This is a genomic window from Pseudomonas sp. BN515, from assembly GCF_029873155.1.
Lineage (GTDB): Bacteria > Pseudomonadota > Gammaproteobacteria > Pseudomonadales > Pseudomonadaceae > Metapseudomonas.
In genome coordinates this window covers 43,144-69,832 of sequence record NZ_SSOH01000062.1, presented here as the reverse complement: position 1 = coordinate 69,832, position 26,689 = coordinate 43,144, and the positions used below count along the sequence as shown (strand labels likewise).

The window sequence follows — 26,689 nt, the reverse complement described above, 5'->3', positions numbered from 1 at the left end:
GGCCGTCGCCGGACTGTAAGATTCGCGGTCAATTTTTCACCCCCTGACAGGACGCCCGCCATGACTATCAAATCGGACAAGTGGATTCGCCGCATGGCGCTGGAGCACGGCATGATCGAGCCGTTCGTCGAGCGTCAGGTGCGCGGTGCGGACGATAGCCGGGTGATTTCCTACGGCGTTTCCAGCTACGGCTACGACGTACGCTGCGCCGCCGAATTCAAGGTGTTCACCAACATCCATTCGGCTGTGGTGGACCCGAAGAACTTCGACGAGAAGAGCTTCGTCGACATCAACAGCGACGTCTGCATCATCCCGCCGAACTCCTTCGCCCTGGCCCGCACCGTGGAATACTTCCGCATTCCCCGCGATGTGCTGACCATCTGCCTCGGCAAAAGCACCTATGCCCGCTGCGGCATCATCGTCAACGTCACTCCGCTGGAACCCGAGTGGGAAGGTCACGTGACCTTGGAGTTCTCCAACACCACCAACCTGCCGGCGAAGATCTACGCCCACGAAGGCGTGGCGCAGATGCTGTTCCTGCAGTCGGACGAAGCGTGCGAAGTGTCTTACAAGGACCGTGGCGGCAAGTATCAGGGCCAGCGTGGCGTGACCCTGCCCAAGGCCTGAGGCCTTTCTGGCATCTGTGAAAAAGCCGGGCGATTGCCCGGCTTTTTTGTGGCTGCGATTCGGGACCTTTGCGTTGGGCTTCGAGGAGCTCAGACCAACCTACAGAGCACCGGGGCGTGCCAGCCCTACGCGATACCCAGCACCCGATCAGGGCACCAGCGGCAGGATGCGCTTGTGCTGGGTGTTGTCGTAGGTGCGGACGATGATGTCGTAGGCGCGCTGGCTGACTTCCTGGCCGTGGAGGAAGGCGTCGATCTCGGTGTAGGTCACGCCGTGTGCTTCTTCGTCCGGCTTGCCGGGGCGCAGTTCTTCCAGGTCGGCAGTGGGGACCTTGTGCACGGCGCTGTCCGGCGCGCCCAGGTAGCGGGCGATGGCGCGCACCTGGTTCTTCACGAGACCGGAGAGGGGAGCCAGGTCGCAGGCGCCGTCGCCAAACTTGGTGAAGAAGCCCATGACCGCCTCGGCGGCGTGGTCGGTGCCGATCACCAGTCCGTTGTTTGCATTGGCGATGGCGAACTGGGCGACCATGCGGATGCGCGCCTTGATGTTGCCGGTGACGAAGTCGCGGCGGGCGTCGGCCAGATGGTGCAGGTGGGTGACCTGTTCGGCCAGGCCGATCACGCTGTCGGCGATGTTCACGGTTTCTTCTTCATCGGCACGGATGAAGTTCATCGCCACCTGGGCGTCCGCCTCGTCGTGCTGGACGTTGTAGGGCAGGCGCACAGCGATGAAACGGTAGCCGTCATCGCCGGTCTCGGCGCGCAGTTCCTCGACGCTGAGCTGGGCCAGGCGGCCGGCGGTGGTGGAGTCGACGCCGCCGCTGATGCCGAGTACCAGCACCTTGAGGCCGGAGTTGCGCAGGCAGTCCTTGATGAAGGCCTTGCGGCGCTCGATTTCGGCCACCAGGGCGGTTTCGTCGGCGAAGGGCGGGACAACGTCCAGGGCTTTGGCGATTTCTTGCTGGCGGTTGCTGCTCATGTGCGGAGTCCTTACTGGGCGTCGGTGACGCGGAATACGTGCTTCAGGTAGGCGACGAAGTTCTCGTCGCGGCATTGGGTCTTGCCCGCTTCATCGGAAATCTTCGCCACCGGCTGGCCGTTGCAGGCGGTCATCTTGATCACGATGTTCATGGGCTCGACGCCAGGGATGTCGCAGGTCAGGTTGGTGCCGATACCGAAACTGACGTGGATACGCCCGCGCAAGGCACGGTAGAGCGCCATCGCCCGTGGCAAGTCGAGGCCGTCGGAGAATACGAGGGTCTTGGTCAGCGGGTCTATGCCCAGCTTCTGGTAATGGCGGATGGCCTTTTCCGCCCATTCCAGCGGGTCGCCGGAGTCATGGCGCAGGCCATCGAAGAGCTTGGCGAAGTACAGGTCGAAATCGTTGAGGAAGGCCTGCATGTTGATGCAGTCGGTCAGTGCGATGCCCAGCAGGCCGCGGTACTCACGAACCCAGCAATCGAGGGCGGCGATCTGGCTGTCGATCAGGCGCGGGCCGAGCTGCTGGTGCGCCATCAACCATTCGTGGGCCATGGTGCCGATGGGCTTGATGTCGTACTCGCGAGCCAGGTGGATGTTGCTGGTGCCGACGAAGCGGCCGGGGAAGTCGCGCTTGAGGATGTGCACCACTTCTTCCTGAACCTTGTAGGAGAAGCGCCGGCGGGTACCGAAGTCCGCCAGTTGGAAGTCCTGCAGCTCTTCATCGCTGGCATTGGCCCGGAGCCAGTCGAGCTTGCGGTAGAGCTGTTCCCGCGCCTGGACCAGCTTGACGTCGCGATAGCGGTAGCGATTGCGCACCTCGCTGATGATCGCCAGCAGGGGAATCTCGAAAAGGATCACGTGCAGCCAGGGGCCGCGCAGCCGGACGCAGAGCTGACCGTCTTCGATGCCCACTTGCAGGTAGCGCAGGTTGAAGCGGAACAGGCTGAGGAAGCGGATGAAGTCCGGCTTGATGAAGGGGATGCGCTCGAGGAAGTGCAACTGGTCGGGGGTGATGGAGATCTCCGCCAACTGCTCGATCTGGAAGCGGATTTCCGCGAGGTAGGGCGTCAGGTCTTCATCATTGCGACAGCGGAACTCCCACTCGACTTCGGCGTTCGGGTAGTTGTGCAGCACCGCCTGCATCATGGTCAGTTTGTAGAAGTCGGTATCCAGCAGGTTCTGGATGATGCGGCCGGAAAAGGCGCTGTCAGCCATGGTCGAGTCTCGGAGCTTCGGGCGGACGATGGAAAGGGCGCAGGATGCGGCAAGGGAACCGGCGGTGCAAGACGGCGGGATTCGGCCAAACCTTGTAGGGGCGAATTTATTCGCCAACCGGAACGCAGTTCCGGCCTGGAGGTGTTTGGGGGACGCTGCGCGTCCCTTGGCGAATGAATTCACCCCTACAGGGCAACGGACACCAGACAAAAGAAAAGGCGCCCGGGGGCGCCTTGAAATGTGATCTATGGAGTAAGTCCACTGGATCAGAACGGTGGTGCGGCGGGAAGTTCCGCCGCTGCTCGATCATTTTTGCGGGGTCAGCATCAGGCGCTTGGTGCCGTACACGGAATCGAGGTTCTGCGGCTGGAAGGGGAACTTCATGTAGCGCGCCTTCAGCCAGGCATCGATGCCGTCTGCGTAGTGCGGGCTGGCCGGGTTGCCGGACTGGCCGGAACTGTTCACGCCGATCATGGGCTCGGGCTGGCCGAAGTCGACGATGATGCGCATCGCCGGGATCAGCCAGGTGTCGAAGCCCTGTCCCCAGTGGTAGGCCGAGACGTTGAGGGTGCTGTGGTCGCCGCCAGCCGGGTAGGGGCCGCGATCCAGGTAGCCCTTCAGGGCGTTGAGGCCGGTGCGCTGGCTGGCGCTCATGTGCGGCGCCAGCTGGGTGCTTTCGGTGACCCACTCGTAGGTGTGCAGCTTGCCCCATTGCCAGGCCTTGCGGTCGGCACCCATGCGGCCTTCGGCAAGGCTGACGGCGCTGGCCAGGCTGCGGGCGAGGATCGCCGGCTTGTCTTCCTTCTGCGGGGTGCGCAGGTCGTCCCAGAACGGGCTGTCGACGCGGCCCAGCAGGTGGTCGGCCTGGGCGGAGTAGGAGAGGTCGGCGGTCTGCACCAGGGCGCGCCAGGCCGGACTGGTTTCCGGGCCCAGCTCGTCGAGGAAGATCTGCCGCGCGCTCTCGTGGAGGAAGGCCCCGTAGTAGGCCGCGTCCGCCGACGTCGGGCTGAGGCGGCCGTCGAAGGCCAGCAGGCGGTCGAGCCCTTCCTGGGCCTTGGCCCGTTCGGCAGGCGGCAGGGCGTTGAAGGCTTGCTTGAGGGGCGCGGCCATGCCCGGGTCCTGCAGCATGGTCTTGAGCTTGGCCGGGAAGGGGCTGGTCTGGTCGTACTGCATGGCGATCATGCTCTGCCAGTCATGCTTGCTGCTGCCACCGGCCAGTTCCGCGATGCGCTCGGCGCGCTCCGGGTAGTACCAGGAGTTGGACAGCTGCACGCCGTAACCGCCCTGCACGGTGCGGTGGTTGGCGGTGCCGAGCCAGCCCTGGGCCGGGTCCTGGTCGTAGGGATGGAGCATCGGGTCGGCGTAGCCGTCCCAGTCGTAGCGGCCGTCCCAGCCGGGGGATGGCAGCAGGCCGCGGCCTTCGCGGCGATTCGGGTAGCGGCCAGTGACCTGCCAGGCGATGTGCTGGGCGTCGGCGTAGAGGATGTTCAGGCCCATGGCGCGGATTTCACGGGTGGCCTCGTGGGCCTGCTCCACCGACTGGGCGCGGGACAGGGCGAAGAAGGCCTCCAGCGACTGGTCAGCCTCGAACTGGCTGGTCTGCAGGGCGATGCCGTAGCCGCTCTTGATCTCCATCGGCTGCAGCGGATGTTTGCGCTGGCCCAGCACGGAGTTCAGCAGCGGTCCGTGGCGGGTTTCGTAGATCACCTCGCGCACCGGGCGCTCGCCCTTGATGAAGAAGGTTTCCATGCGCTCGCTGGCGGGCACCCACTTGCCATTGGCCTGGTAGTAAAGGCGGCTGCCTTCGCGCTTGATCTTCTCCAGGAAGAGGTCCTGGTTGTCGCCCATGACCATGGTCATGCCCCAGGCCAGCTTGCCGTTGTAACCGGCGACCACGGCGGGAACACCGGCAATGGAGACACCGGCGGCCTGGAATTTCGGCGAGCGGATCTGCACGAAGTTCCACACCGAGGGCATGGAGATCGGCAGGTGCGTGTCGTTGGCCAGGATGCTGCGGCCGGTACGGCTCTTCTGCGGGGCGATGGCCCAGTTGTTGGAGGCGGCGACGCCGAGCATGTCCAGCGCTGCGATCTGTCCAGCAGCATCGTTCAGTGCGGTCAGCCCCGGAATCTGGCCACCGAGCTGGAGGCCCTTGAGCTTCTCGGCTTCCTCGAAGGGCAGTGGCTCATCCGGGTAGACGGGCGTGAGCCAGGCCAGCTTGTCGGCGCCGACCTTCTGCGCCAGGACCAGGGAAGCGATTTCCTCCTGCAGGTTCACCGCCAGGCCGAAGTTCAGCAGGGTGAACACCAGCACCGAGTCTTCGGGTTTCCAGTAGGCCGGTTTGTAGCCGGACTCGGCCAGGTCCATCGGCAGCTTGTCGCGGTAGCGATAGAGGTAGGCGTTGACGCCGCGGGCGTAGACCGCGAAGAACTCCTTCAGGCGTGGCGAGGCGTTCTTGTAGAGGATGTCGGCGCTCTTGCGCAGGTTGACCGCGCGCATGAAACGGTCGATTTCCAGTACGCCGGGGCCGGCCATTTCAGCGAGTCGGCCTTCGGCCATCAGGCGCAGGCCGACCATCTGGCTGAGGCGGTCCGACGCGTGCACGTAGCCAAGGGTGAACAGGGCGTCGTGGAAGGTGGTGGTTTCGATCAGCGGCATGCCCAGCGGGTTGCGGCGGATCGAGACGCTCTGCGCCAGCCCCTTGACCGGCTGGAAACCGGAAGTGGGCGGCAGGCTGTCCGAGTAGCGGCTGTCCAGCCAGGATTGGCAGCCGCTGAGGCCGATCATGGCGCCAGCGGCGGCGGCAACGCAGAACCGGGGAAGGAAGCGCTTGAAGGCTGGCGAAGCCATGGAACGGGCTCTCCTGAGAGGGGCATCTGATCAAACGCGCTACGTTAGTGAGCCGCCCCGCGCCGTGCAAGCGCCGCCCGGCCTACTTTTTCACGGCGGCCGGGTTGACCTGGTCCACCAACGCGTAGGCCCGAATGGTAGCCGGGCGCGCCTGGATGTCCTGGTACCAGCGCTTGAGGTTGGGGAAGTCGTCCAGGTTCTGTTCCTGCCAGGGGTGGCGGTCGATCCAGGGGTAGATGGCCATGTCGGCAATGCTGTATTCGCTGCCGGCCACATAGGTACGGTCGGCCAGGCGCTTGTCGAGCACGCCGTACAGGCGCGCGGTTTCCTTCACGTAGCGCTGGATGGCGTAGGGCAGCTTTTCCGGGGCGAAGCGATTGAAGTGGTGGTTCTGTCCGGCCATCGGCCCCAGGCCTCCCATCTGCCAGAACAGCCACTGCAGGCAGTCCTGGCGACCGCGCAGGTCCTGCGGGATGAAGCGTCCGGTCTTCTCGGCAAGGTAGAGCAGGATGGCGCCGGACTCGAACAGGGACAGCGGCTCGCCACCGTCCGACGGCGCGTGGTCGACGATGGCCGGGATGCGGTTGTTCGGCGAGATCTTCAGGAAGTGCGGCTGGAACTGTTCGTCCTTGCCGATGTTGATCGGGTGGATGCGGTAGGGCAGGCCGGCCTCTTCGAGGAACAGGGTGATTTTGTGGCCGTTGGGGGTGGTCCAGTAGTACAGGTCGATCATCGGGAAGGCTCCAGTGGGCATTTCGCTCGGCCCTGAAACGAACAGGCCCGCACTAGGCGGGCCTGGAGGAGTGCGGGGGCGTCAGGCGCCGTGGCACTTCTTGAACTTTTTCTGGCTGCCGCAGGGGCAGGGATCGTTGCGGCCCACTTCCTTCAGCGGGTTGCGCACCGGCTCCTGGTGGCCGTGGTTGCAGTGCGGGCCATGCACGTGGTGATCGTGGCCATGGTCATGATCGTGGTTGCAGTTCGGACCATGGACGTGGGGTTCTTGACTCATGAAGGTTCTACTCCGGGATGTAACTGCCGGGGATTATCTCGCCATTGCGAGTGAGGTGCACGCTCTTGCCGAACATCAGCCCGGTCTTCACCTCGCCCTGCAGGCGGTACTTGATGGGTTCGTCGGGCTTTTCCAGGAGCTTCACGATGTACTTCATGTGCCGCCACAGGTTGGTGCGCACGGGTACTTCGAAGGTCTGGCTGCCGTGGGCCGGCACGGTAAACCAGGTGCTGGATTCGCCGGAAGCGAGCTTCACGTCATTGAGATGAACGGTATAGGCGAGCCCGCGCACCGGCAGGCTGACATCGTTGGGGTTGTCGATGCGAAAGCGCAGCACGAACTGCTGTTCCAGCAGTTTGGCGCGGACTACATCGACCTTGAGCAGGCGAACGTCGGGATCCTGGAAGCTGTCGCTGATCCAGGTTGAGCATCCGCTGAGGCCCGAAAAGGGTAGGGCGAAGAAAAACAGTAGGCTGAGAATTCTTATCGTTTGCGCCTGGGAAAACATTGCAATACTCCAAGTGACGCTCCAGTGTAACAAGCAACTGCTCGGCCGCAACCTGTTGTTAGCCGAAAAAAAGCTGCGCCATACTGCATGGCAATTCGGTCAGGAGTGTTACCAATGGGTCGTTACGAGATCGCCTTTTCCGGAAAGCTGGTACCCGGGGCGCGACCGGAACTGGTGCAGGCCAACCTGGCCAAATTGTTCCAGGCCGACGCCCAGCGGATTGCCACGCTTTTCTCCGGGCGCCGCGTGATTCTCAAGAACAACCTGGATGAAGCCGCCGCGGAAAAATACCGCTCGACCCTGGAACGCGCGGGTGCGCTGGTCGAGGTGCTGTCCATGGAGCCGGAAATAGAAGAAGTGGAGCTGGCGCCACCGCCGGAGCCCGAACCCCAGGCTCATCCCGCGGCAGCGCCTGCCCCGGCGCAGGTCGCGGCGCCGGCTCGCCTGAAGGTGGTGCCGCGCGATGAATACATGGCTGCGTTCGTTGGCGTGGACGCTCCGGACTTCGGCATCGCCCCCGTCGGCGCCGATCTGCAGGACGCCAAACCGGAGGCGGCGACACCGCGCTTCGATTTGTCCGGAATGAGCCTGGCGCCTGTGGGCAGCGATATGGGCCAGCAGAAGTCCGCCCCGTCCGGGCCGCCGCCGGACACGTCCCACCTGCGCCTGGAAGAGCGCAAATAGATAGCAAGAGGCCCGCGATCTGCGGGCCTCTTTGTCATCGCTTCAGAAATAACTCGAACAACATTTCTTGAACTTCTGCCCACTGCCGCAAGGGCAGGGGTCGTTGCGCCCTGCCTTCACCGGCACCGTGGGGTCGAGGAAATACCATCGGCCATCCGCCTGGACGAAGGCCGAGCGTTCACGATGGCTGTGTTCGCCGCCCTGGTCGTGCCAGCGCGCGGTAAAGGTGACGAAGGCGTGCTCGGGCTGGCCGCCCAGCAGCTCATGGCCTTCCACTTCGAGGCCGAGCCAGGTGCTGCCAAGGCTCCAGGCGCGGATGGATTCGACGTCCAGTCCGGCGCGCTGGGCGGGCAGGGTGGTTTCCACCAGGTAGTCCACCAGGCCGAGGACGTACGCGCTGTAGCGCGAACGCATCAGTGCCTCGGCACTGGCGGCGGGGTGGCCCGCGTGATGGCGGCCGCAGCAGACTTCGAGGAGATTGCCGCTACCGCAGGGACAGATCGCAGTGCTCATGGCTTACCACCAGTACTTGCCGAAGTTTTCCGGGTTGGCCCAGAACTTGGCGTTCAGCCAGTCAGGGACCTGCTTGTACTCGCGCAGGTCGTAGGTGAACAGGGTCAGGGTCTGCTGGTCGCGGCGGAAACGCTCACTGGCCTGCATCGCCAGGGAGAAGAAGTCGGTGTCCTTCCAGCCACAGGCATTGAGATCCGCCAGCACCGCCACGCGGCTGGCGTTGAGGTTGCGGATGCCGCCCAACAGTTGCAAGCCGTCACGCTTGGGCAGGTGCTCCAGGCAGTCCGCCAGCAGCGCGAGGTCGAAGCGGCGACCTGCCTGCTCCGCTGGCAGCGGGCCGGCGGGAACCTGCACCACCTGGCTTTCCGGGTGAGCGGCGGCGAAGGCTTCGAGCGCCGGAAGCGGGCTGTCGCCGACCAGCAGCAGGCTTTGCGGAGCATAGCGTTCGAGCAGGGCCGCGAGGGCTTGCTGCGGTGTGCGGGAGGAGAAGCTATCAGTCATCGAAAATCCTCGAACAAGTAGGGCAAGACTAGCCCGAAGGCGACTCGTGGCCTAGTGCTGGCGGTTTCCGAAGCTGGCGTCTTTACTCCGTTATTGTCGGTATGGGCCGATTCTAAGAGGAGACATGCTTATGAGCATTACACGGACAGCTTTACCCCTTGTACTAGTGACCAGCCTGCTAACCGGTTGTGCCGGCCTGCAGAAGACCGACTGGCCCAAGTGTGCAGCAGTAGGGGGTGTGGTAGGTGCGGGACTGGGTGCGATTGAAAGCAGCACGTATGCAGGCTGGGGCGCCCTGATTGGCGCCGGCACAGCGGCAGCCTATTGCTGGGTTCACGGCGATGGCGATGAGGATGGCGATGGCGTATTTGATAGCCGCGACAAGTGCCCTGGCACTCCGCGCGGTACCCAGGTGGACGCCGACGGTTGCCCGCTCAAGGCAGAAGAGCCGGTGGCTGAAGAGGTCGTCGTCGTCGAGCACGAAACCATTGTTGTCCGCGATCTGCTGTTCGCATTCGACTCCGCGAAACTCGACCCGGCTGACGAAGCCAAGCTCGATGGCGTCGCCACTCGACTGAAGAACGAAGCTCCGGATGCCAAGTTGACCATCACCGGTCACACCGACAGTGTCGGCGCCGATGCCTACAACCAGAAACTTTCGGAACGCCGCGCCCAAGCGGTGGCCGATTACCTGGTACGCAGTGGCATCCCGGCCTCCAATATCGTCGGTGTCAGCGGTGCTGGTGAAAGCCAGCCGGTAGCCGACAACGCCACCAAGGACGGCCGCGCCATGAACCGTCGCGTGGAAATCCAGATCGACCGCTAAACCCCGGAATACCTGCGGCGCGCGCCTTGTGCGCCGCAGGAGCCGGGTCTTTACTCCTGTGGTACCGGCCTGACCGGTGGCACAGGAGAATCATCATGGGCAACCAACTCCCCCGGGTTGCGATTTCACTTCTTCTGGTCAGCAGTTTCCTCTCTGGTTGCGCGTCCACGTCCAGCAATGGCAGTGCGCCGCTGAATCAGGGGAATTGGCCAATCTGCAGTCTGATCGGCGGCCTGGCAGGCGGTGGTCTGGGCTCTATCGAGAGCTCTGCCTGGGCAGCAGGCGGCGCCGCGGCCGGCGCCATTATCGGCGGCCTGATCTGTTACGCGCAGGACGGCGATGCCGATGGCGATGGCGTTTTCGATCGCCGGGATGACTGCCCCAATACCCCAGCCGGCGCGACCGTCGATAGCCGAGGTTGTCCGCAGCGAACTTATCCCCAGGCCACGACCGAGGCCCCACCGCCGCCCCAGGATGAGGTGATCGTCCTCAGCGACATGGGCAACGTGCTGTTCGCCTTCGATTCCGCCGAGCTGACATCCACCGCCAAGGAACAACTGGTCGCCGTCGCCAACCGCCTTACTGGCGCCAACCTGGTGAGCGCCAAGGTGATCGGCTACACCGATAGCGTGGGCTCCGATCAGTACAACCAGGGGCTCTCCGAGCGCCGGGCCAGGTCCGTGGCGGACTTCCTCGCGAGCCAGGGCGTACCGGCCGACAAGCTGAGCGCAGAAGGCCAGGGTGAAAGCCAGCCGGTGGCGGACAACGAGACGGATGCAGGGCGCGCGCAGAATCGCCGGGTGGAAATCCAGGTCGATCGCTGAAGGAACTTGCTGCGCTGTATCAATGACATTTCGCAGTTCGATTCTTTTCCCGGCGACGCACTGGTGCGTCGCTGGGCTTCGGCGTATGTTCCGCAAAACTCGAAAAAAGCCTGTTCGGCGAGCAGTACCACCGAACGACGGCAGATCTGGCTGAAAACTTTGGGGGAGGGGAGGAATGCGTTTATTCATGGGGCTGGGCAAAGTCGTCGCCCTGCTGTTCTGGCTGGTGGTGATCGTCAACCTCGTTTCACCGTTCGCCAAGCCATTCGACATGCTGCTCAATGGCGCCGGGATCCTTCTTATCCTGGTCCACCTGTTCGAAATCATGCTGTTCAATTCATTGCTGCGTGGCCGTGCCAATCCCTGGCTGGATCGCCTGCAGCTGCTCCTGTTCGGAATCTTCCACCTGCTCGGAATCCCACGTCACGGCGCCAAGGAGAGCGGCCATGCGTAAGCTCTGCCTGTTGCTCGCACTGTTCACTCCCGTCGCCCTGGCCCAGGGTCAGGTGACGGTAGAGGCCCACAACTTCCTCAAGCTGCCGTCCAGAGCCGGGAGCCTGAATCTCGACCGGGTCGACGTAGCTGACTACGCCACGCTAATGATCCCGGCGGGGGTTACCGAATTGCGCATCGGCGAACTGCACATGGGGCGCGAAGCGCGACTTGGCATCGCACCGGCCGAGCAGACATTTCGCCTGGAAGTGCAGCGGGGCGAGATAGGCACCGGCAGCCATATCACGGCTTCGGGTGCTGCCGGCAGCATGAGCAAACCGGCCAGTTCCGGGCGCAACCTCGACCTGCGATTCGTGAACGTCCAGGTGAGCGAAATGACCCTTGACGTGCGCGGTGGTATCGGCGCTCCCGGACATTTCGGGCTGGCTGGCGCCGACGGCGACGCGGCAGGTTGCCTCTGGGGTGATGCCAGCCGAGGCTGGGATGGCCAGCCTGGCGGAGATGGCCAGACCGGTGGTGCCGGTGGGCAGGTGCGCCTCGAGGTGCCGGCATCCTTCCCGGTGGAGCTGGTCCGTGTGCGCCTGGATGGCGGGGCTGGTGGTGCGCCGGGTGAAGGTGGTGCCGGCGGTCATGGCGGCGCCGGCAAGGGCTGCCTGCTCTACAAGGCCGATGGCGCCAAGGGCGGTCGTGCTGGGCAACCCGGTCGTGCCGGTGCTGCCGGCAGTGCCGGCAGCCTCAAGGTCGTGCGTTTCTGAATGCGGGACGGCGCACAAGGACGTGCGCCTGCAAGGCTGTAATCAGAACGTCGGGCGAATGGCGACGATCGTCACCAGTGCCAGCCCGATCACAAGATTGAATCCCACCACCCGGCGGATGCGACCCAGCACCGCGCCACCTTCCGGCCAGTTCTCCGCGTTCACCGCCGCCCGCAGTTGCGGCAGGAGCAGCGCGCTCACCCGCAGGAACAGGGCCAGCATCGCTACATAAAGGCCAATCATCATGTGCACGTAGCGCGGCGCCGCCTCCATGCTGGCGTACGACAGGTGCAGCATGCCGACGCCGGTGAAGGGCAGGACCAGCACCGCCGGCCATACCCACAGGAAGAAACGGCGGAACACTTCCAACCAGAGACGCAGCCGGGCAGGCGGTTCCAGGGTGGAGACGGCAGCCGGCCGCAGGATCATCCAGGCGAAGAACATGCCACCCACCCAGATCAGGGCGGCCAGCAGGTGCAGGGCATAAAGGGCGGCGTGAGGTGTCATCCGGTCAACTCCATTCGGCGGGGAAAAGAAGGCGCGCTATCATAGCCGGCCTGTTAAAGTACTGAAAATTTATCCAGCATTCCGACCCCGCCTTCTCCCATGCTCAGCACCGAACTCAAGTCCCAGATCCAGGGCGCCTACAGCCGTTTCCTCGAAGCCAAGGGGCTCAAGGCCCGCTATGGCCAGCGCCTGATGATCGCCGAGGTAGCCAAGGCCCTGGGCGCCATTCCCATGGATGAAGAAGGGCACCGCGAGGGTGAGCCTGCGGTGGTGGCGGTGGAAGCGGGAACCGGTACCGGCAAGACCGTGGCCTACAGCCTGGCGACCATTCCCGTGGCCAAGGCCGCCGGCAAGCGCCTGGTGATTGCCACCGCCACTGTTGCCCTGCAGGAGCAGATCGTCCACAAGGACCTGCCCGACCTGATGCGCAACAGCGGCCTGAATTTCAGCTTCGCCCTGGCCAAGGGGCGCGGTCGTTACCTCTGCCTGTCCAAGCTCGACATGCTGCTGCAGGAGGGCCAGGCGCAGAGCGCAACCGCCCAGCTGTTCGCCGATGAGGGCTTCCGTATCGATGTGGACGAGAAGGGCCAGAAGCTGCTCAACCAGATGATCGAGCGCCTTGCCGGCAACCGCTGGGATGGCGACCGCGATGCCTGGCCCGAAGCCATCGAGGACCAGGACTGGGCGCGCGTCACCACCGACCACAGCCAGTGCACCAAGCGCCATTGCCCGAACTTCCAGCAGTGCGCGTTCTACAAGGCACGGGAAGGCATGACCAAGGTTGACGTGATCGTCACCAACCACGACATGGTCCTGGCCGACCTGGCCCTGGGTGGCGGCGCCGTGCTGCCTGACCCGCGCGACACCCTCTATGTGTTCGACGAAGGCCATCACCTGCCGGACAAGGCCATCGGCCACTTCGCCCATTACACCCGCCTGCGCTCCACCGCCGACTGGCTGGAGCAGGTGGCGAAGAACCTCACCAAGCTGCTGGCGCAGAACCCCCTGCCGGGCGACTTCGGCCGCCTGATCGAAGGCGTGCCTGAACTGGCGCGGGAGATCCGTGCCCACCAGCAATTCATGTTCAATGCCTGCGAAGAGATCGCCGACTTCCGCGCCGGCGAAGATATGGAAGGCCGCGACCGCCCGCGCCACCGCTTCGAGGCCGGCGTGGTGCCCGAGCATCTTCGCGAGCTGGGCATCGAACTGAAGAAGGGTTTCTCCCGACTGCACGATGTCTTCACTCGCCTGACCGAACTCCTCAAGGAAGCCATGGATGGTGAGGCCAGCATCGGCCTTGCCAGCCACCAGGCGGAGGAGTGGTATCCGCTGTTCGGCAGCCTGCTGGTCCGCGCCCAGGGCAACTGGGAACTGTGGACTGCCTTCACCACCGAAGACCCGGAAGACAGCCCGCCCATGGCGCGCTGGCTGACCCTGGCGGAAAGCGGTGCGCTGCATGACATCGAAGTCAATGCCAGCCCCATCCTCGCTGCCGAGACGCTGCGCCGTAACCTGTGGAATGTGGCCTACGGCGCCCTGGTGACTTCCGCCACCCTCACCGCGCTGGGCAAGTTCGACCGTTTCCGTATGCGCGCCGGCCTGCCCAAGGCCGCTGTCACCGCCGTTGTGCCGAGTCCGTTCCAGCACGCCGATGCGGGGCTGTTGCGGGTGCCGGACCTGAAGGCCGACCCCCGCGACGCTGCCGCCCACACCGCCGCCATCGTCCGTGACCTGCCCGATCTGGTGGAAGGCGCGCGTGGTACGCTGGTGCTGTTCGCCTCACGCCGGCAGATGCAGGACGTGTTCGACGGGCTGGACCGCGACTGGCGCAAGCGGGTGCTGATCCAGGGCAACCTGTCCAAGCAGGAAACCCTGAACAAGCACAAGGCGCGGGTGGACGATGGCGAGTCCAGCGTGCTCTTCGGCCTGGCCAGTTTTGCCGAGGGTGTCGATCTGCCGGGTGCCTACTGCGAGCACGTGGTGATCGCCAAGATTCCCTTCGCCGTGCCGGATGACCCGGTGGAGGCGGCGCTGTCCGACTGGATCGAAGCCCGTGGCGGCAACCCCTTCATGGAGATCGCCGTGCCCGACGCCTCCCTGCGTCTGGTCCAGGCCTGCGGTCGCCTGCTGCGCACCGAGGAGGACCGCGGCACCATCACGCTGCTGGACCGACGTGTGGTCACCCAGCGCTACGGCCGCGCCATCCTTGATGCCTTGCCGCCGTTCCGCCGCGAGATTGCCTGACCGCTGCCCCGGCCCGTTTTCGGATGGCCGGGGCGACGACTGGCAATGCGCCAGATAGCCCACCCTTGACGCTGTGCTCCCCCGATCTGCGATGATGCCGGGGTTTTTGCGGGTGCTTCGTGGCACCTGTCTGGCCCGCTTCGTTTTGTCGCACCCACGGCGAGAGACGAACTTGTTGCGGTCTATGCACTGCATTCTCTTGGGAACTCCGGTCCGATGCTTTCGACACCCAAACGCCCCCTCGTCCTGGCCATCCTTCTCGGGATGTCGGGAATCCCCCTGGCTGCCCAGGCAGAGACCCTGTTCAATTTCGTGCGTCCGCTGGACTCCGTGCAGGTGACCACCCAGGACGCCAACTTGCCGAGCGTGACTGCCGAAACCACCGCCAACGGTGAGATTCTTCGACGGCTCACCTTCAATGCCGCCGAGAAGCCGAGCCTGCGCCTCACCCCGCAGAGCGGCAGCTGGGACTGGTCCAAGGCCGAGGCCATGAGCCTGCGCATCCAGAGCGCGCAGGACTGGGCCATCACCCTGGACGTCGCCATCGAGAGCACCGACGGCAAGGTCCTGACCACCCAGGTCGCGCTGCCGGCAGGTCCAGCCCAGACGCTACTGATTCCCCTGGCCTCCACTTCGCCCAATGCCCACGGCATGCGTGCGGCTCCGCCGGTGCCCTGGACCCGCGATGGCAAGCGCTGGCTGCCGGCCACCCTGGTCAACGGCGAGCTCGATCGCAGCAAGGTCGCTTCCGTAACGCTGTCCCTGAACCAGCCGAACGCAGCCCAGAACGTGTTGCTCGGCCGTTTCGGTACCGAAGAGGTAGACCAGCAGGAGGCACTCTACGACGGCCTGATGGACGCTTATGGCCAGTACACCCGCGTCGACTGGCCGGGCAAGGTGAAGAGCGACGAGCAACTGAAGAAAAGCGCCGAGGAAGAGGCGAAGCAACTCGCCGGCTGGATCGCCAAATTGCCTGCGCAGGACGCCTACGGCGGCTGGCTGGGCGGCGAAACCTTCGAGGCCAGCGGATTCTTCCGTACCGAGAAACGCAATGGCCGCTGGTTCCTGGTCACTCCGGAAGGCCACCCGTTCTTCTCCCTGGGCGTCAATGCGGTAACTCCTGGCCTCAGCCAGACCTACGTCGAAGGCCGCGAAGCGATGTTCAAGTCGCTGCCGAAGGAGAACGAGCCCCTGGCCACGCACTTCGGCAAAGGTGACGACCGTGCCGAGACCGACGCCAACAAGGGCCGTGCGTTCAACCAGGGCCGCTGGTACGACTTCTATGGCGCGAACATCGAGCGCACCTACGGCGGCAACGACCCGGAGCGCTGGAAGAACCAAAGCCTGGATCGCCTGAAAGCCTGGGGCTTCAACACCGTCGGCAACTGGAGCGATCCGGCCTTTAACACCAGCCAGCGCATGCCCTACACCTTGCCGCTGTCCATCCACGGTGATTTCTCCACCATCAAGACCGGCTTCGACTGGTGGGGTGGTATGCCCGACCCCTTCGACCCGCGCTTCGCCATGGCGGCGGAACGGGCCATCGCCATCGCCGCCCGTGACCATCGCGACGATCCCTGGTTGCTCGGCTACTTCGCCGACAACGAACTGGCCTGGGGCGGTCATGGCGAGGACCCGAAAGCCCGCTATGCGCTGGCCTACGGCACCTTGCGCCTGACCACCGACGTGGCGGCCAAACGCGCCTTCCTCAAGCAACTGCGCGACAAGTACCGCAACCAGGAGGGACTCTCCAAGGCCTGGGGCATCGAGCTGCAGGCCTGGGAGCTGATGGAGGACCCGGGCTTCGAGCCGCCGTTGCCGAACCCCGAGCACCCGGCCATCGAGGAAGACTTCAAACGCTTCCAGCGTTTTTATGCGGACACCTACTTCAAGACCATCGCCGATTCCATGAAGTGGCACGCGCCCAACCACATGCTGCTGGGCGGCCGATTCGCCGCCACCGTGCCCGAGGCCGTCGAGGCCTGCGCGCAGTACTGTGACGTGATCAGCTTCAATCGCTACACCCGCGAGCCGCAGCATGGGCTGGACATGGACCTGCTGCGTCGCCTGGACAAGCCACTGATGCTCACCGAATTCCACTTCGGCTCCCGCGACCGCGGCCCGTTCTGGGGCGGCGTGTCCGAGGTGTACAAGGAAGAGGAGCGCGGCCCGGCATACGCCAACTACCTGAAGAAGGCTGCTGAAGAGCCGCTGATCGTCGGCGCTCACTGGTTCCAGTATCTGGACCAGCCGGCTACTGGCCGTCTGCTCGACGGCGAGAACGGCCACTTGGGCCTGGTGGGCATCACCGACCGTCCGTGGCAGGGCTTCGTCGAGGCGGTGCGCAAGGCCAACCTGGGTCTGGCGGCGGACATCAACAAGCCTCAGGAGTCCAAGGCACCGGCCAAGGAACCGCCCGAGGCGCCGGCCAAGGAGCAGCCGAAGGAAGCGGCCAAACCGGCAACCGAAGAGAAACCGGCGGAGCCTGCGAAAGACGCCGAACAGCCCAAGGATGAGGCGGAGGCCCCAGCGGAAGTGCCTGAGGCCGAGGCGCCTGCCGAGCCTGCTGCTCCTGCGGAGGAAGCCGGGAAGCCCTGACGGGCGACCCGTCTTCGGCACGGTTCACAAGGAGCGGCAAGGCTGGAACAATGCCGCCTCCATTTCCTACAGGAGCATGCCGGTGCAGACCCAGGGCTATTTCGACTTGCGCTTCGAGGCGGCGAGAGACGCCTTCGCCGAACTCTTCGCGGACCCGCAGGAGCGCGGTGCCGCCCTCTGTGTGCAGGTGGGCGGGGAGACAGTGCTCGACCTCTGGGCCGGCGTAGCGGACAAGGATGGCCAAGAAGCCTGGCACAGCGACACCATCCTCAACCTGTTTTCCTGCACCAAGACATTCACGTCGGTCACCCTGCTGCAACTGGTAGGGGAGGGCAAGCTGGAGCTGGACGCGCCGGTGGCGCGTTACTGGCCCGAGTTCGCCGCCGCCGGCAAGGAACGCATCAGCGTTCGCCAGCTTCTGTGTCACCGCGCCGGCCTGCCGGCAATCCGTGCCGCATTGCCAGCGGAAGCCCTCTACGACTGGGAAGCGATGACCACCGCACTGGCGGCCGAGCAACCCTGGTGGACGCCTGGCGAGGCGCACGGTTATGCCCCGATTACTTACGGCTGGCTGGTGGGTGAGCTGATCCGCCGGGTCGAAGGTCGTGGTCCGGGCGAGTCCATCGTGGCTCGCATCGCCAGGCCGCTGGGGCTGGATTTCCATGTCGGCCTGGCCGATGAAGAGTTCCACCGCGTCGCCCATATCGCCCGCGCCAAGGGCAACATGGGCGATGCCGCGGCGCAGCGCCTGCTCAAATGCATGATGACTGAGCCGAACTCGCTCAGTACCCGTTCCTTCACCAACCCGCCGTCGATCATGACCAGCACCAACAAGCCGGAATGGCGGCGCATGCAGCAGCCGGCGGCCAATGGCCACGGCAATGCGCGCAGTCTGGCGGGCTTCTACGCCGGCCTGCTGGACGGACAGTTGCTGGATGGGGAACTGCTCGCCGAGCTGACCCGCGAGCATGCCCGTGGCGATGACCTCACATTGCTGACCGCTACCCGCTTCGGCCTCGGCTGCATGCTCGACGAGCCGGACGTGGCCAACGCCACCTATGGCATGGGGCGCTACGCCTTCGGCCATCCCGGTGCCGGTGGCTCCACCGGCTTCGCCGACCCCGAGCGCGAGTTGGCGTTCGGCTTCGTCACCAACACCCTCGGTCCCTACGTCCTGATGGACCCGCGCGCACAGAAACTGGCGCGTGTGGTCAAGGACTGCCTGGGCTGAGCCACTGGTCAGGTCGACACATTTTTTCTAGGCGCAATAAAGACTTAGGTAGAAAATTTAAGCCTTGCCAGGAAATTAATGTGCCACCACTTCCAGGCGGCATGGCTCAATCGGTTCACAGGGTACGCGAACATGAAATTCCTTAAGACGTCCACCTTGCTTCTCTGCCTTGCAGCGTCCGGCTGCACCATGTACGGCCATGACAAGGAGGGCGTGGGCGCCAAACCGGAAAAAGCCACCAGCAGTTCCAGCTGGTGGCCTTTTTCAGGAGGCAAGGACAAGGCCGCAGCCAAGTCCGCGACCAAGATCGACGAGAAGCGAACCCAGGCCTGGTTGGACGAGTACGAGCCGCGCGTGCGTGAGGCGGCGAAGGGCAGCAAGCTGGAGGTGGAGCGCCGCGAGAACGTGCTGGTGGTCAGCCTGCCGGTGGACCCCTCTTTCAACCCGGATCGTCCGAGCATGCTGCTGCCTAGCACCCTCGGCCCCATTACCCGTGTAGCCAAGCTGGTCGAAGGCGACCCCAGGACAGGCGTGCTGGTATTGGGACATGCCGACAGCTCCGGCAAGGAAGACGCCAATCGCAAGCTCAGCCAGGAACGTGCCCAGGCAGTGGCGGCCATTTTCCGCTTGAGCGGCCTGGAACGTGATCGCCTGTCCCTCAAGGGCGTGGGGTCGGATGTTCCGCGCGCGGCGAATGACAGCCAGCAGGGGCGGGCGCTGAACCGCCGTGTGGAAATCCTGCTGACTCCGCAGGAGACGCTGACGGCGCTGATCGCCAAGTACAGCCAGCCGGCCAAGCCCGGGCAGCAGGGTAAGGTCGCTGCTACAGATCAAGCCCGCTGATTCGGTTCTGGGTAAGCTGAAGGACCCAGCAGACAAGGAAATGCCGAGATGACCCAGACCCTGGCCGATATGCGCCGCGACTACACCCGTGATGGGCTCAGCGAGGACCAGGCTCCCGCTGAGCCTTTCAGTCTGTTCCAGCACTGGTTCGGCGATGCCGTGAAGACCGAGCAGCTACCGGTCGAACCCAATGCCATGACCCTTGCCACAGTAGATGCCGAAGGGCGTCCCCATTGCCGGGTGTTGCTGCTCAAGGGGTTGGATGAACGTGGCTTCACCTTCTTCAGCAACTACGACAGCGCCAAGGGCGAGCAGCTCCTGGCCAATCCCTTCGCCGCCATGACCTTCTTCTGGCCGGCCCTGGAGCGCCAGGTGCGCATTGAGGGCAGGGTAGAGCGGGTGACCCCGGCCGAGTCCGATGCCTACTACCAGGTGCGTCCGCTGGGCAGCCGCCTGGGGGCCTGGGCCTCTCCCCAGAGCCGGGTGATCCGTGATCGCGGGGAGCTTGAATCCCTGCTTGCCGACACCGAGAAGCGCTTCCTCGACACGGCGCCCAACTGTCCGCCGCATTGGGGCGGCTATCGTCTGCTGCCGGAGCGCATCGAGTTCTGGCAAGGCCGGCCGAGCCGCCTGCACGACCGCCTCAATTTCCGTCTGGTGGACGGTGCCTGGGTCCGCGAGCGCCTCGCGCCCTGAGGTAATTCAGCCCTGCGCCCGGTAGCCGTCGGCTGCCTGGCGCAGCCGGTCGGGAAGTTGCTTGCGCTTGATGCCCTCCTTCCGCGCCTGCTCCAGCTGTTCCAGCATGAAGGCCTGCTTGGCCTTGTCGCCCTCGGCGAGGGACAGCGCGAGGTCACGATCCATCCAGCGCTTGATGCGAACGTACAGCCACCAGTGGAAATACAGGCCGGCTGCGGTGGTGATCACGATGATGAAGTAGTCCATAAGCTAACCTTGGGTTACGAGAGAGCGTGGGATATATCTCGGGCGGCTGTAGGAAAGCTGAATTCAGGCTGAACGAAGCCTGAGTAGTGCGCCCCTTCAGGTGACAGCTTTCTCGGCGCGGAGTCTAATGGACAGGTACTCAATTCTGGAGGAAATGCTATGCGTAAACCCGTCCTGCTGGTGGCCTCTTTCACGGCAGTGGCACTGGCATTGGGTGGCTGTCAGTCGAGCCTGACCGGTGACACCTATTCCCGTGACGAGGCTCGGCAAGTGCAGACCGTGCGCATGGGCACCATCGAATCTCTGCGTCCGGTGAAGATCGAAGGCACCAAGACACCAGTTGGCGCCGGTGCTGGCGCTGTGGTCGGTGGCATCGGTGGCAGCACCATCGGCCATGGCCGCGGAAGTGCGGTTGCCGCCGTTATCGGCGCGGTCGCTGGCGGTCTGCTGGGCGCAGCAGCCGAGGAAGGCATGACCCGCACCCAGGGTGTGGAAATCACCGTACGCGAGGACGATGGCTCGATGCGCGCCTATGTCCAGGAAGTCCAACCCAACGAAGTCTTCCGCGTTGGCGAGCGTGTGCGCATCATGACGGTCAACGGCACCAGCCGCGTCGCTCACTGAAGCTAAGCTGTCCCGATCGGGACAGCTTTTTCCTGCCCGTTCCAGTCCTGCAGAAGAAGGCGACAGAGCCAATGGCCTGTCGCCTTCTGGGCTGGGCGTTCTCCGGCCTTACTCGTGTTTTGAAATAATTCAATCTATCGATGTGAATCGATAGTAATGGATAATCGTCGGGTTTTTCGCTTGCCGTTTCCGACACTGGGAAGGAAATGGCGCTGACCTAGGGGAGATATGGATGATCCTGGCGCTCATTGTTGCGCTGCCCTTTCTCGGGGCGCTTCTTCCGCCGCTGGCCGAGCGCCATGGCCGTTCCGTTTGCGCGGGTGCCGCCGCGCTGGTGCCACTCACTGGCCTCATCCTCCTGCTGGCCCAGACCGATAGCGTCTTCGCCGGTCATACCCTGACATACATCCAGCCCTGGTTGCCGGGCTTCGGCCTGAGTTTCAGCCTGCGCCTCGATGGCCTGGGCTACCTGTTCGCGCTGCTGATTCTCGGCATCGGCCTGCTGGTCATTCTCTACGCCCGCTATTACCTGTCGGACGAAGAGCCCATGGGGCGCTTCTTCGCGTTCCTGTTGCTGTTCATGGGGGCGATGCTCGGCGTTGTGCTGTCGGAGAACCTGCTGCTGATGCTGGTGTTCTGGGAACTGACCAGTCTGTCTTCGTTCCTGTTGATCGGCTTCTGGGGCTATCGCTCCGACGCACGCAAGGGTGCGCGCATGGCCCTCACGGTCACCGGCGGCGGCGGTCTTGCCCTGTTCGCCGGCGTGCTGCTGGTCGGGCACATCACCGGCAGCTTCGAGCTGACCCAGGTACTCGCCGCGGGTGAACAGATCCGCGCGCATAGTCTCTATCCGGTAGCACTGGTGCTGGTGCTGCTGGGCGTGTTCACCAAGTCCGCGCAATTCCCTTTCCACTTCTGGCTGCCCCATGCCATGGCGGCGCCGACCCCGGTGTCTGCCTACTTGCACTCGGCCACCATGGTGAAGGCCGGTGTGTTTCTGCTGGCACGTCTTTATCCGGCCCTGTCCGGCTCTGACCTGTGGTTCTACCTGGTCAGCCTGAGCGGTCTGGCGACCCTGCTGATCGGCGCCGGCATGGCGCTGTTCCAGCACGACCTCAAGGGCCTGTTGGCCTACTCGACCATCAGCCACCTGGGCCTGATCACCCTGCTGTTCGGACTGGATTCGCAGTTGTCCAACGTGGCTGCGGTGTTCCACATCATTAACCACGCCACCTTCAAGGCCTCGCTCTTCATGGCCGCCGGGATCATCGACCACGAGACCGGCAGCCGCGACATGCGCCTGATCAACGGGATGTGGAAGTACATGCCGCATACGGCGGTGCTGGCCATGGTGGCGTCCCTGGCCATGGCCGGGGTGCCATTGCTGAACGGGTTCCTGAGCAAGGAAATGTTCTTCGGCGAGACCCTGCAGCAGGACCTCCTCGGCAGCTTCAGCTGGGTGGTGCCGGCGGCGGCGACACTGGCCGGGATGTTCTCGGTGGCCTATTCCCTGCGCTTCGTCCATGACGTGTTCTTCAATGGCGAACCGGCCGTCCTGCCCAAGTTCCCGCCCCACGAGCCGCCGCGCTACATGAAGGTGCCGGTGGAAATCCTGGTGTTCCTCTGTCTGCTGGTGGGCATGTTCCCCGCCTTCACCGTGGCGCCTCTGCTCGCGACTGCTGCCGCTGCCAGCCTGGGTGGCGTGTTGCCGGAATACAGCCTGGCTATCTGGCACGGTTTCAACACGCCGCTGGCCATGAGCCTGGTGGCCCTGGTCGGGGGGCTGCTGCTCTATGTGTTGCGCAAGCCGTTGTTCAGTTGGTACGCCGGCCTGCCCGACACCGATGCCAAGGAGGTGTTCGAGCAGCAAGTACAGCGTGCCGTGATGGCTGCCCGCTGGATCACCGGGCGTCTGGAGAATGGCTCCCTGCAACGCTATCTGGCCCTGCTGCTGGGCAGCGCCATGCTGTTCGTGGCGCTGTCCCTGGCGCCGCTGCCGCAGATCGCCGGCTCGCGTCCGCTGACTCCGCTGGACGGCATCACCACCCTGGGCATGCTGGTGCTGGCGCTTTCCGGCGTGCTGACGGCGATCTTCCATCGCCAGCGGCTGATTTCCCTGATGATCCTCGGTGTCGGCGGCCTGCTGGTGGCCCTGGCCTTCGCGCGCTTCTCCGCGCCGGACCTGGCCCTGACCCAGTTGGTGGTGGAGGTGGTGACCCTGGTGCTGCTGATGCTGGCGCTCTACTACCTGCCTTACCGCACGCCGAGCGAGAGCTCCAGCCTGCGCGGCCTTCGCGACTTCATCCTGGCCAGCGCCGTGGGTGTGATGGTGGCACTGCTGGCCTACGCCGTGCTGACCCGTCCCTACGAAGGCATTACCGATTTCTTCCTCGCAAACGCCATTTCCGGTGGAGGTGGCACCAACGTGGTCAACGTGATCCTGGTGGACTTCCGTGGCTTCGATACCCTGGGCGAGATCACCGTCCTGGCCATCGCCGCCGTAGGCATCTACGCCATGCTTTCCGGCCTGCGCCTGGCCAATCCTACCTGCGATCCCCAGGGCCACAACTGGGCTCATGCCAAGCACCCGCTGATTCTTGAAACCCTGTCGCGCCTGATGCTGCCGCTGGCGCTGCTGATCTCGGTGTTCATCTTCTTGCGCGGGCACAACCTGCCCGGTGGTGGGTTCATCGCCGGCCTCATCACCTCCGTGGCACTGGTGCTGCAGTACATCGCCAGCGGCATCGCTTGGGTGGAGCAGCGCCTGGCGCTGAACTACCAGCGCCTCGCCGGTGCCGGGGTGGTCATCGCGGGCCTTACCGGCCTTGGCAGCCTGGCCTTCGGCCACAATTTCCTCACCTCTGCCTTCGGCCATGTGGAGTGGCCGCTGGTGGGCGAATTCGAACTGGCCACCGCCATGCTGTTCGACCTCGGCGTCTACCTGACCGTGGTCGGCTCGACGCTGCTGATCCTGGTCAACCTGGGACGACTGAGCCTGGCCCCGGCCGCGAGCAAGGAGATTCACTGATGGAGGCGCTGTTCGCCGTGACCCTCGGCCTGCTCACCGCCAGCGGTGTCTACCTGCTGCTGCGTGGGCGGACCTTCCCTGTGGTGCTGGGCCTGACCCTGCTGTCCTACGCCGTGAACCTGTTCCTTTTCGCCATGGGTCGCCTGACCGGCGAAGCCGCCGTGCTCGGGCGTGATGTGCAATATGCCGACCCGGTGCCCCAGGCCCTGGTGCTGACCGCCATCGTCATCGGCTTTGCCATGACCGCCTTCGTGGTGGTGCTGGCCCTGCGCGGTGTCGGCGACCTGAACAGCGATCATGTCGACGGCCATACCGACGAGGAGTCGGCGCCATGATCCACCTGATGATCCTGCCGATCCTGATTCCCCTGTTCACCGGCGCGCTACTGCTGGTGCTGCCATCCAACGAGCGGCTGAAGCGCAGCCTCTCGGTTCTCGCCACCCTGGCGCTGGTGCCCGTGGCGCTGCTGTTGATGCAGCAGGCCGGCGATGGCCAGCTGCGCGTCTATGCCCTGGGCGGCTGGCAACCGCCATTCGGCATCGTGCTGATGCTGGATCGCCTGGCCGGGCTGATGCTGTTGGCGACCGCCGTACTGGCCTGCGCCGCGGTGCTCTACTCGATTCGCGGCGACGACCGCATCGGCCTGCGCTTCCACGCGCTGTTCCAGTTCCAGTTGTTGGGTATCAACGGCGCCTTCCTGACCGGGGACCTGTTCAACCTCTTCGTGTTTTTCGAGATCCTGCTGATCGCCTCCTATTCCCTGCTGATGCACGGTGGTGGCGGCGAGCGGGTGAAGGCGGGCATGCACTACGTGATTCTCAACCTCGCGGGGTCGGCGCTGTTCCTGATTGGGGTGGGTACGCTCTACGGAATCACCGGCACCCTGAACATGGCGGACATGGCACGTCAGGTAGCCGCCGCCGGGCCGGAGAATGCTCCGGTGCTGGCTGCCGCTGGGCTGGTGCTGCTGCTGGTATTCGCCCTCAAGGCGGCGCTGCTGCCGTTGTACTTCTGGCTGCCGCGCGCCTATGCCGCCGCCAGTGCGCCGGTTGCCGCGCTGTTCGCGATCATGACCAAGGTGGGCATCTACTCCATCCTGCGGGTCTACAGCCTGGTCTTCGGTCCGGAGGCCGGGGAGCTGGCCAACCTGGCACAGCCCTGGCTCTGGCCGCTGGCCCTGGCCACCGTGATCCTCGGCGCGCTGGGCGCCCTGGCGGCCAGCACCCTGCAGGGATTGCTGGCTTATCTGGTGGTGGTTTCCGCCGGCACCCTGCTGGCGGCCATCGCCCTGGGGACTCCCGAGGCGCAGGGCGCGGCACTCTTCTACCTGCTGCACAGCACCTGGGTAGCCGGCGCGCTGTTCCTGCTCGCCGATCTGGTCAGCCGGCAGCGTGGCGACAAGGGCGGCCATCTGGTGCAGGGACCGGCTTTGCAGAATCCGGGTGTCCTCGGCGCGGCCTTCTTCTTCGGTGCCATTGCCGTTGCCGGCCTGCCACCGCTGTCGGGCTTTTTCGCCAAGCTGTTGCTGCTCCAGGCGGTTCCGCCCGGTGCCGGGGCGTTCCCGCTGTGGAGCGTGTTGCTGATCGGCGGTTTCGTCAGCCTGGTGGCCCTGAGCCGTGCCGGCAGCACCCTGTTCTGGCGCACCGGCCACCAGGTGCTCGGCAGCGCCGAACTGGATGGTGGCCGCCTGTTCGCCACCTTGATGCTGTTGGCCGGCAGCCTGGTGCTCGTGGTTTTCGCCCAGCCGCTGCTGGACTACGCCCAGGCCAGCGCCGCGCAATTGCATGACCAGAACCTGTATCGCGCGATTGTCGAGGGGGCCGGCGCATGATGCGAAAGCTCTTCCCCCATCCCGCCGAAAGCCTGCTGCTGCTGTTCGTGTGGCTGCTGCTGGTGGACTCCTTCGCCTTCGGCCAATGGCTGCTGGGTGCCTTCCTCGGCTGGGTGATTCCGTTCTGCTTCAAGCCCCTGCTGATCGAGCGGCCCAAGCGCTGGCATCCGCTCAAGCTGATGCGTTTCCTGCTGATGGTCGTGTGGGATGTGCTGGTGGCCAACTTCCAGGTGGCGCGGTTGACCTTGGGACGCGTCGAGGCACTGCGTCCGGCCTTCGTCGAGGTGCCCATCGACCTGGATAACGAACTGGCCATCAGCGTGTTGGTCAGCGTTGTGTCCCTGACGCCCGGGTCCCTGGCCGCCGACCTCAGTGCCGACCGCCGGACCCTGCTGGTGCATGGCCTGGACGTGCCGGACAAGGCCGCCATGGTGGCCGAGATCAAGTCGCGCTACGAGGCGCCGCTCAAGGAGATATTCCCGTGCTCGCCTACGTGATTCCCCTCTGCCTGGCCATGCTCGGCCTGGCGCTGTTGCTGGCCCTGGCCCGCCTGGTCAAGGGGCCTTGCCTGCCGGACCGCGTGCTGGCGCTGGACACCCTCTATATCAACGCCATCGCCATGCTGATGCTCTACGGCATCTGGAAGGGCAGCGACCTGTTCTTCGAAGTGGCGCTGCTGATCGCCGTGCTGGGCTTCGTCAGCACCGTGGCGGTGGCCAAGTACATGCTGCGTGGAGACATCATCGAATGACCGGCGTTTCCCTGACCCCTTGGGCGGAAGTCCTCGTTTCGGCGCTGCTGATCCTTGGCAGCGCCTTCGTGCTGATCGGCGCCATCGGCCTGTACCGCTTGCCGGATTTCTTCATGCGCCTGCACGGCCCAACCAAGGCCACCACCCTTGGCGTGGGCGGCGTGGTGATCGCCTCGCTGGTGTTCTTTTCCGCCGATGCCGACGGCCTCAGCCTGCACGAACTGCTGATCAGCCTGTTCCTGTTCATCAGCGCCCCGGTCAGTGCCTACATGCTGGCCAAGGCCGCGGTGCTGCAGCAATTGCCCCTGGACCAGAGAACCCGCGGCAAACCCTGGAACCAGTGAA

The 26,689-nt window shown here is 64.6% G+C and carries 27 protein-coding genes and 1 pseudogene; 18 read left to right on the top strand and 10 right to left on the bottom strand.

Translation table 11 applies throughout. The features are described 5' to 3' along the window. Nucleotides 1-60 precede the first annotated feature (60 nt). On the top strand, nucleotides 61-627 hold the full coding sequence (gene dcd, locus E8E91_RS15765) for a dCTP deaminase (protein WP_179060922.1): 567 nt from the start codon (nucleotides 61-63) through the stop codon (nucleotides 625-627). A 147-nt stretch (nucleotides 628-774) separates the two neighbouring features. Here the strand turns inward: dcd and nadE are convergent, their stop codons facing one another. From nadE to E8E91_RS15735, 6 genes are all read right to left on the bottom strand, one after another. Continuing rightward, entirely contained in the window at nucleotides 775-1,605 is an 831-nt protein-coding gene (nadE, locus tag E8E91_RS15760; RefSeq protein ID WP_280376704.1) for an ammonia-dependent NAD(+) synthetase, read from the bottom strand. An 11-nt stretch (nucleotides 1,606-1,616) separates the two neighbouring features. Next, nucleotides 1,617-2,822: a nicotinate phosphoribosyltransferase gene (gene pncB, locus E8E91_RS15755; protein ID WP_280376701.1), complete on the bottom strand. Its 1,206-nt coding sequence runs from the start codon at nucleotides 2,820-2,822 to the stop codon at nucleotides 1,617-1,619. A 306-nt stretch (nucleotides 2,823-3,128) separates the two neighbouring features. Beyond that, complete coding sequence (locus tag E8E91_RS15750) at nucleotides 3,129-5,672, bottom strand: penicillin acylase family protein (RefSeq protein WP_280376698.1); 2,544 nt, start codon at nucleotides 5,670-5,672, stop codon at nucleotides 3,129-3,131. A gap of 82 nt (nucleotides 5,673-5,754) precedes the next feature. Continuing rightward, the gene (locus tag E8E91_RS15745; RefSeq protein ID WP_280376695.1) at nucleotides 5,755-6,405 is read right to left on the bottom strand and encodes a glutathione binding-like protein; all 651 of its coding nucleotides are present in this window, start codon (nucleotides 6,403-6,405) and stop codon (nucleotides 5,755-5,757) included. 81 nt (nucleotides 6,406-6,486) lie between these two features. Next, nucleotides 6,487-6,681, bottom strand: coding sequence for an SEC-C metal-binding domain-containing protein (locus E8E91_RS15740; protein ID WP_280376693.1), 195 nt, complete (start codon nucleotides 6,679-6,681; stop codon nucleotides 6,487-6,489). A gap of 7 nt (nucleotides 6,682-6,688) precedes the next feature. Next, on the bottom strand, nucleotides 6,689-7,189 hold the full coding sequence (locus tag E8E91_RS15735; RefSeq protein WP_271470364.1) for an LEA type 2 family protein: 501 nt from the start codon (nucleotides 7,187-7,189) through the stop codon (nucleotides 6,689-6,691). Nucleotides 7,190-7,303: 114 nt separating this feature from the next. Between E8E91_RS15735 and E8E91_RS15730 the strand changes: the two genes are divergently transcribed. Beyond that, nucleotides 7,304-7,873, top strand: coding sequence for a hypothetical protein (locus E8E91_RS15730; RefSeq protein WP_280376690.1), 570 nt, complete (start codon nucleotides 7,304-7,306; stop codon nucleotides 7,871-7,873). Nucleotides 7,874-7,915: 42 nt separating this feature from the next. Here E8E91_RS15730 and E8E91_RS15725 read toward each other — a convergent pair whose 3' ends face one another. Together E8E91_RS15725 and E8E91_RS15720 are read right to left on the bottom strand one after the other, a co-directional pair. Beyond that, nucleotides 7,916-8,386, bottom strand: coding sequence for a YchJ family protein (locus E8E91_RS15725; RefSeq protein WP_280365530.1), 471 nt, complete (start codon nucleotides 8,384-8,386; stop codon nucleotides 7,916-7,918). Between the two features lie 3 nt (nucleotides 8,387-8,389). Next, nucleotides 8,390-8,887 carry a DUF6231 family protein gene (locus tag E8E91_RS15720; protein ID WP_190833012.1) on the bottom strand — a complete coding sequence of 166 codons (498 nt, stop codon included), beginning with the start codon at nucleotides 8,885-8,887 and terminating at the stop codon, nucleotides 8,390-8,392. A gap of 130 nt (nucleotides 8,888-9,017) precedes the next feature. On the opposite strand from E8E91_RS15720, the gene E8E91_RS15715 reads away from it, so the two are divergent. The 4 genes from E8E91_RS15715 to E8E91_RS15700 all read left to right on the top strand — a co-directional run bounded on the left by E8E91_RS15715 (nucleotide 9,018) and on the right by E8E91_RS15700 (nucleotide 11,745). Then, nucleotides 9,018-9,713 carry an OmpA family protein gene (locus tag E8E91_RS15715; protein WP_280376688.1) on the top strand — a complete coding sequence of 232 codons (696 nt, stop codon included), beginning with the start codon at nucleotides 9,018-9,020 and terminating at the stop codon, nucleotides 9,711-9,713. A 95-nt stretch (nucleotides 9,714-9,808) separates the two neighbouring features. Beyond that, entirely contained in the window at nucleotides 9,809-10,537 is a 729-nt protein-coding gene (locus E8E91_RS15710; protein WP_280376686.1) for an OmpA family protein, read from the top strand. Nucleotides 10,538-10,712: 175 nt separating this feature from the next. Beyond that, on the top strand, nucleotides 10,713-10,991 hold the full coding sequence (locus tag E8E91_RS15705) for a DUF1145 domain-containing protein (protein WP_280376684.1): 279 nt from the start codon (nucleotides 10,713-10,715) through the stop codon (nucleotides 10,989-10,991). After that, the gene (locus E8E91_RS15700; protein WP_280376682.1) at nucleotides 10,984-11,745 is read left to right on the top strand and encodes a collagen-like protein; all 762 of its coding nucleotides are present in this window, start codon (nucleotides 10,984-10,986) and stop codon (nucleotides 11,743-11,745) included. The genes E8E91_RS15705 and E8E91_RS15700 overlap by 8 nt, the downstream gene beginning before the upstream one ends. A gap of 42 nt (nucleotides 11,746-11,787) precedes the next feature. Here the strand turns inward: E8E91_RS15700 and E8E91_RS15695 are convergent, their stop codons facing one another. Next, nucleotides 11,788-12,252, bottom strand: a complete 465-nt coding sequence (locus tag E8E91_RS15695) for a CopD family protein (protein WP_280376680.1) — start codon at nucleotides 12,250-12,252, stop codon at nucleotides 11,788-11,790. 99 nt (nucleotides 12,253-12,351) lie between these two features. On the opposite strand from E8E91_RS15695, the gene dinG reads away from it, so the two are divergent. The 5 genes and pseudogenes from dinG to pdxH all read left to right on the top strand — a co-directional run bounded on the left by dinG (nucleotide 12,352) and on the right by pdxH (nucleotide 19,864). Beyond that, nucleotides 12,352-14,496 (top strand): ATP-dependent DNA helicase DinG, encoded by a 2,145-nt coding sequence (dinG, locus tag E8E91_RS15690; protein ID WP_280365539.1) that lies wholly within the window; start codon nucleotides 12,352-12,354, stop codon nucleotides 14,494-14,496. A gap of 216 nt (nucleotides 14,497-14,712) precedes the next feature. Continuing rightward, nucleotides 14,713-17,094 carry a beta-galactosidase gene (locus E8E91_RS15685; protein WP_280376678.1) on the top strand — a complete coding sequence of 794 codons (2,382 nt, stop codon included), beginning with the start codon at nucleotides 14,713-14,715 and terminating at the stop codon, nucleotides 17,092-17,094. An 82-nt stretch (nucleotides 17,095-17,176) separates the two neighbouring features. Further along, on the top strand, nucleotides 17,177-18,325 hold the full coding sequence (locus E8E91_RS15680; RefSeq protein WP_280376722.1) for a serine hydrolase domain-containing protein: 1,149 nt from the start codon (nucleotides 17,177-17,179) through the stop codon (nucleotides 18,323-18,325). Nucleotides 18,326-18,457: 132 nt separating this feature from the next. Further along, nucleotides 18,458-19,108, top strand: a pseudogene (locus E8E91_RS15675) (OmpA family protein); the annotation flags it as partial. A gap of 108 nt (nucleotides 19,109-19,216) precedes the next feature. Beyond that, on the top strand, nucleotides 19,217-19,864 hold the full coding sequence (gene pdxH, locus E8E91_RS15670) for a pyridoxamine 5'-phosphate oxidase (RefSeq protein ID WP_280376669.1): 648 nt from the start codon (nucleotides 19,217-19,219) through the stop codon (nucleotides 19,862-19,864). Between the two features lie 6 nt (nucleotides 19,865-19,870). Here the strand turns inward: pdxH and E8E91_RS15665 are convergent, their stop codons facing one another. After that, a complete protein-coding gene (locus E8E91_RS15665; RefSeq protein WP_190832994.1) occupies nucleotides 19,871-20,110 on the bottom strand; it encodes a hypothetical protein in 240 nt (79 codons plus the stop codon). A gap of 159 nt (nucleotides 20,111-20,269) precedes the next feature. Here E8E91_RS15665 and E8E91_RS15660 point away from each other — a divergent pair, with 159 nt between their 5' ends. From E8E91_RS15660 to E8E91_RS15630, 7 genes are all read left to right on the top strand, one after another. Beyond that, the gene (locus E8E91_RS15660; protein ID WP_151132378.1) at nucleotides 20,270-20,734 is read left to right on the top strand and encodes a glycine zipper 2TM domain-containing protein; all 465 of its coding nucleotides are present in this window, start codon (nucleotides 20,270-20,272) and stop codon (nucleotides 20,732-20,734) included. Nucleotides 20,735-20,966: 232 nt separating this feature from the next. After that, nucleotides 20,967-23,762, top strand: a complete 2,796-nt coding sequence (locus tag E8E91_RS15655; protein WP_280376667.1) for a monovalent cation/H+ antiporter subunit A — start codon at nucleotides 20,967-20,969, stop codon at nucleotides 23,760-23,762. Next, nucleotides 23,762-24,097: a Na+/H+ antiporter subunit C gene (locus tag E8E91_RS15650; RefSeq protein ID WP_280365549.1), complete on the top strand. Its 336-nt coding sequence runs from the start codon at nucleotides 23,762-23,764 to the stop codon at nucleotides 24,095-24,097. Before E8E91_RS15655 ends, E8E91_RS15650 begins: the two co-directional genes overlap by 1 nt. After that, nucleotides 24,094-25,593, top strand: a complete 1,500-nt coding sequence (locus E8E91_RS15645) for a monovalent cation/H+ antiporter subunit D (RefSeq protein WP_280376665.1) — start codon at nucleotides 24,094-24,096, stop codon at nucleotides 25,591-25,593. Before E8E91_RS15650 ends, E8E91_RS15645 begins: the two co-directional genes overlap by 4 nt. Beyond that, nucleotides 25,590-26,090, top strand: a complete 501-nt coding sequence (locus tag E8E91_RS15640; protein WP_280376663.1) for a Na+/H+ antiporter subunit E — start codon at nucleotides 25,590-25,592, stop codon at nucleotides 26,088-26,090. Before E8E91_RS15645 ends, E8E91_RS15640 begins: the two co-directional genes overlap by 4 nt. Next, on the top strand, nucleotides 26,075-26,344 hold the full coding sequence (locus tag E8E91_RS15635) for a K+/H+ antiporter subunit F (RefSeq protein ID WP_190832985.1): 270 nt from the start codon (nucleotides 26,075-26,077) through the stop codon (nucleotides 26,342-26,344). The genes E8E91_RS15640 and E8E91_RS15635 overlap by 16 nt, the downstream gene beginning before the upstream one ends. Then, nucleotides 26,341-26,688: a Na+/H+ antiporter subunit G gene (locus E8E91_RS15630; RefSeq protein ID WP_280376659.1), complete on the top strand. Its 348-nt coding sequence runs from the start codon at nucleotides 26,341-26,343 to the stop codon at nucleotides 26,686-26,688. Before E8E91_RS15635 ends, E8E91_RS15630 begins: the two co-directional genes overlap by 4 nt. The last annotated feature ends 1 nt before the right edge of the window (nucleotide 26,689 follow it).

Bases quoted from the DNA above. Each gene is read 5' to 3' on its own strand.
- E8E91_RS15725 (WP_280365530.1), bottom strand. From the start codon at position 8,386: ATGAGCACTGCGATCTGTCCCTGCGGTAGCGGCAATCTCCTCGAAGTC.
- pdxH (WP_280376669.1), top strand. From the start codon at position 19,217: ATGACCCAGACCCTGGCCGATATGCGCCGCGACTACACCCGTGATGGG.
- E8E91_RS15685 (WP_280376678.1), top strand. From the start codon at position 14,713: ATGCTTTCGACACCCAAACGCCCCCTCGTCCTGGCCATCCTTCTCGGG.
- E8E91_RS15700 (WP_280376682.1), top strand. From the start codon at position 10,984: ATGCGTAAGCTCTGCCTGTTGCTCGCACTGTTCACTCCCGTCGCCCTG.
- dcd (WP_179060922.1), top strand. From the start codon at position 61: ATGACTATCAAATCGGACAAGTGGATTCGCCGCATGGCGCTGGAGCAC.
- dinG (WP_280365539.1), top strand. From the start codon at position 12,352: ATGCTCAGCACCGAACTCAAGTCCCAGATCCAGGGCGCCTACAGCCGT.
- E8E91_RS15665 (WP_190832994.1), bottom strand. From the start codon at position 20,110: ATGGACTACTTCATCATCGTGATCACCACCGCAGCCGGCCTGTATTTC.
- E8E91_RS15655 (WP_280376667.1), top strand. From the start codon at position 20,967: ATGATCCTGGCGCTCATTGTTGCGCTGCCCTTTCTCGGGGCGCTTCTT.
- E8E91_RS15745 (WP_280376695.1), bottom strand. From the start codon at position 6,405: ATGATCGACCTGTACTACTGGACCACCCCCAACGGCCACAAAATCACC.
- E8E91_RS15660 (WP_151132378.1), top strand. From the start codon at position 20,270: ATGCGTAAACCCGTCCTGCTGGTGGCCTCTTTCACGGCAGTGGCACTG.
- E8E91_RS15640 (WP_280376663.1), top strand. From the start codon at position 25,590: ATGATGCGAAAGCTCTTCCCCCATCCCGCCGAAAGCCTGCTGCTGCTG.
- E8E91_RS15695 (WP_280376680.1), bottom strand. From the start codon at position 12,252: ATGACACCTCACGCCGCCCTTTATGCCCTGCACCTGCTGGCCGCCCTG.
- E8E91_RS15720 (WP_190833012.1), bottom strand. From the start codon at position 8,887: ATGACTGATAGCTTCTCCTCCCGCACACCGCAGCAAGCCCTCGCGGCC.
- pncB (WP_280376701.1), bottom strand. From the start codon at position 2,822: ATGGCTGACAGCGCCTTTTCCGGCCGCATCATCCAGAACCTGCTGGAT.
- E8E91_RS15630 (WP_280376659.1), top strand. From the start codon at position 26,341: ATGACCGGCGTTTCCCTGACCCCTTGGGCGGAAGTCCTCGTTTCGGCG.
- E8E91_RS15645 (WP_280376665.1), top strand. From the start codon at position 24,094: ATGATCCACCTGATGATCCTGCCGATCCTGATTCCCCTGTTCACCGGC.
- E8E91_RS15730 (WP_280376690.1), top strand. From the start codon at position 7,304: ATGGGTCGTTACGAGATCGCCTTTTCCGGAAAGCTGGTACCCGGGGCG.
- E8E91_RS15650 (WP_280365549.1), top strand. From the start codon at position 23,762: ATGGAGGCGCTGTTCGCCGTGACCCTCGGCCTGCTCACCGCCAGCGGT.
- nadE (WP_280376704.1), bottom strand. From the start codon at position 1,605: ATGAGCAGCAACCGCCAGCAAGAAATCGCCAAAGCCCTGGACGTTGTC.
- E8E91_RS15705 (WP_280376684.1), top strand. From the start codon at position 10,713: ATGCGTTTATTCATGGGGCTGGGCAAAGTCGTCGCCCTGCTGTTCTGG.
- E8E91_RS15715 (WP_280376688.1), top strand. From the start codon at position 9,018: ATGAGCATTACACGGACAGCTTTACCCCTTGTACTAGTGACCAGCCTG.
- E8E91_RS15735 (WP_271470364.1), bottom strand. From the start codon at position 7,189: ATGTTTTCCCAGGCGCAAACGATAAGAATTCTCAGCCTACTGTTTTTC.
- E8E91_RS15710 (WP_280376686.1), top strand. From the start codon at position 9,809: ATGGGCAACCAACTCCCCCGGGTTGCGATTTCACTTCTTCTGGTCAGC.
- E8E91_RS15740 (WP_280376693.1), bottom strand. From the start codon at position 6,681: ATGAGTCAAGAACCCCACGTCCATGGTCCGAACTGCAACCACGATCAT.
- E8E91_RS15750 (WP_280376698.1), bottom strand. From the start codon at position 5,672: ATGGCTTCGCCAGCCTTCAAGCGCTTCCTTCCCCGGTTCTGCGTTGCC.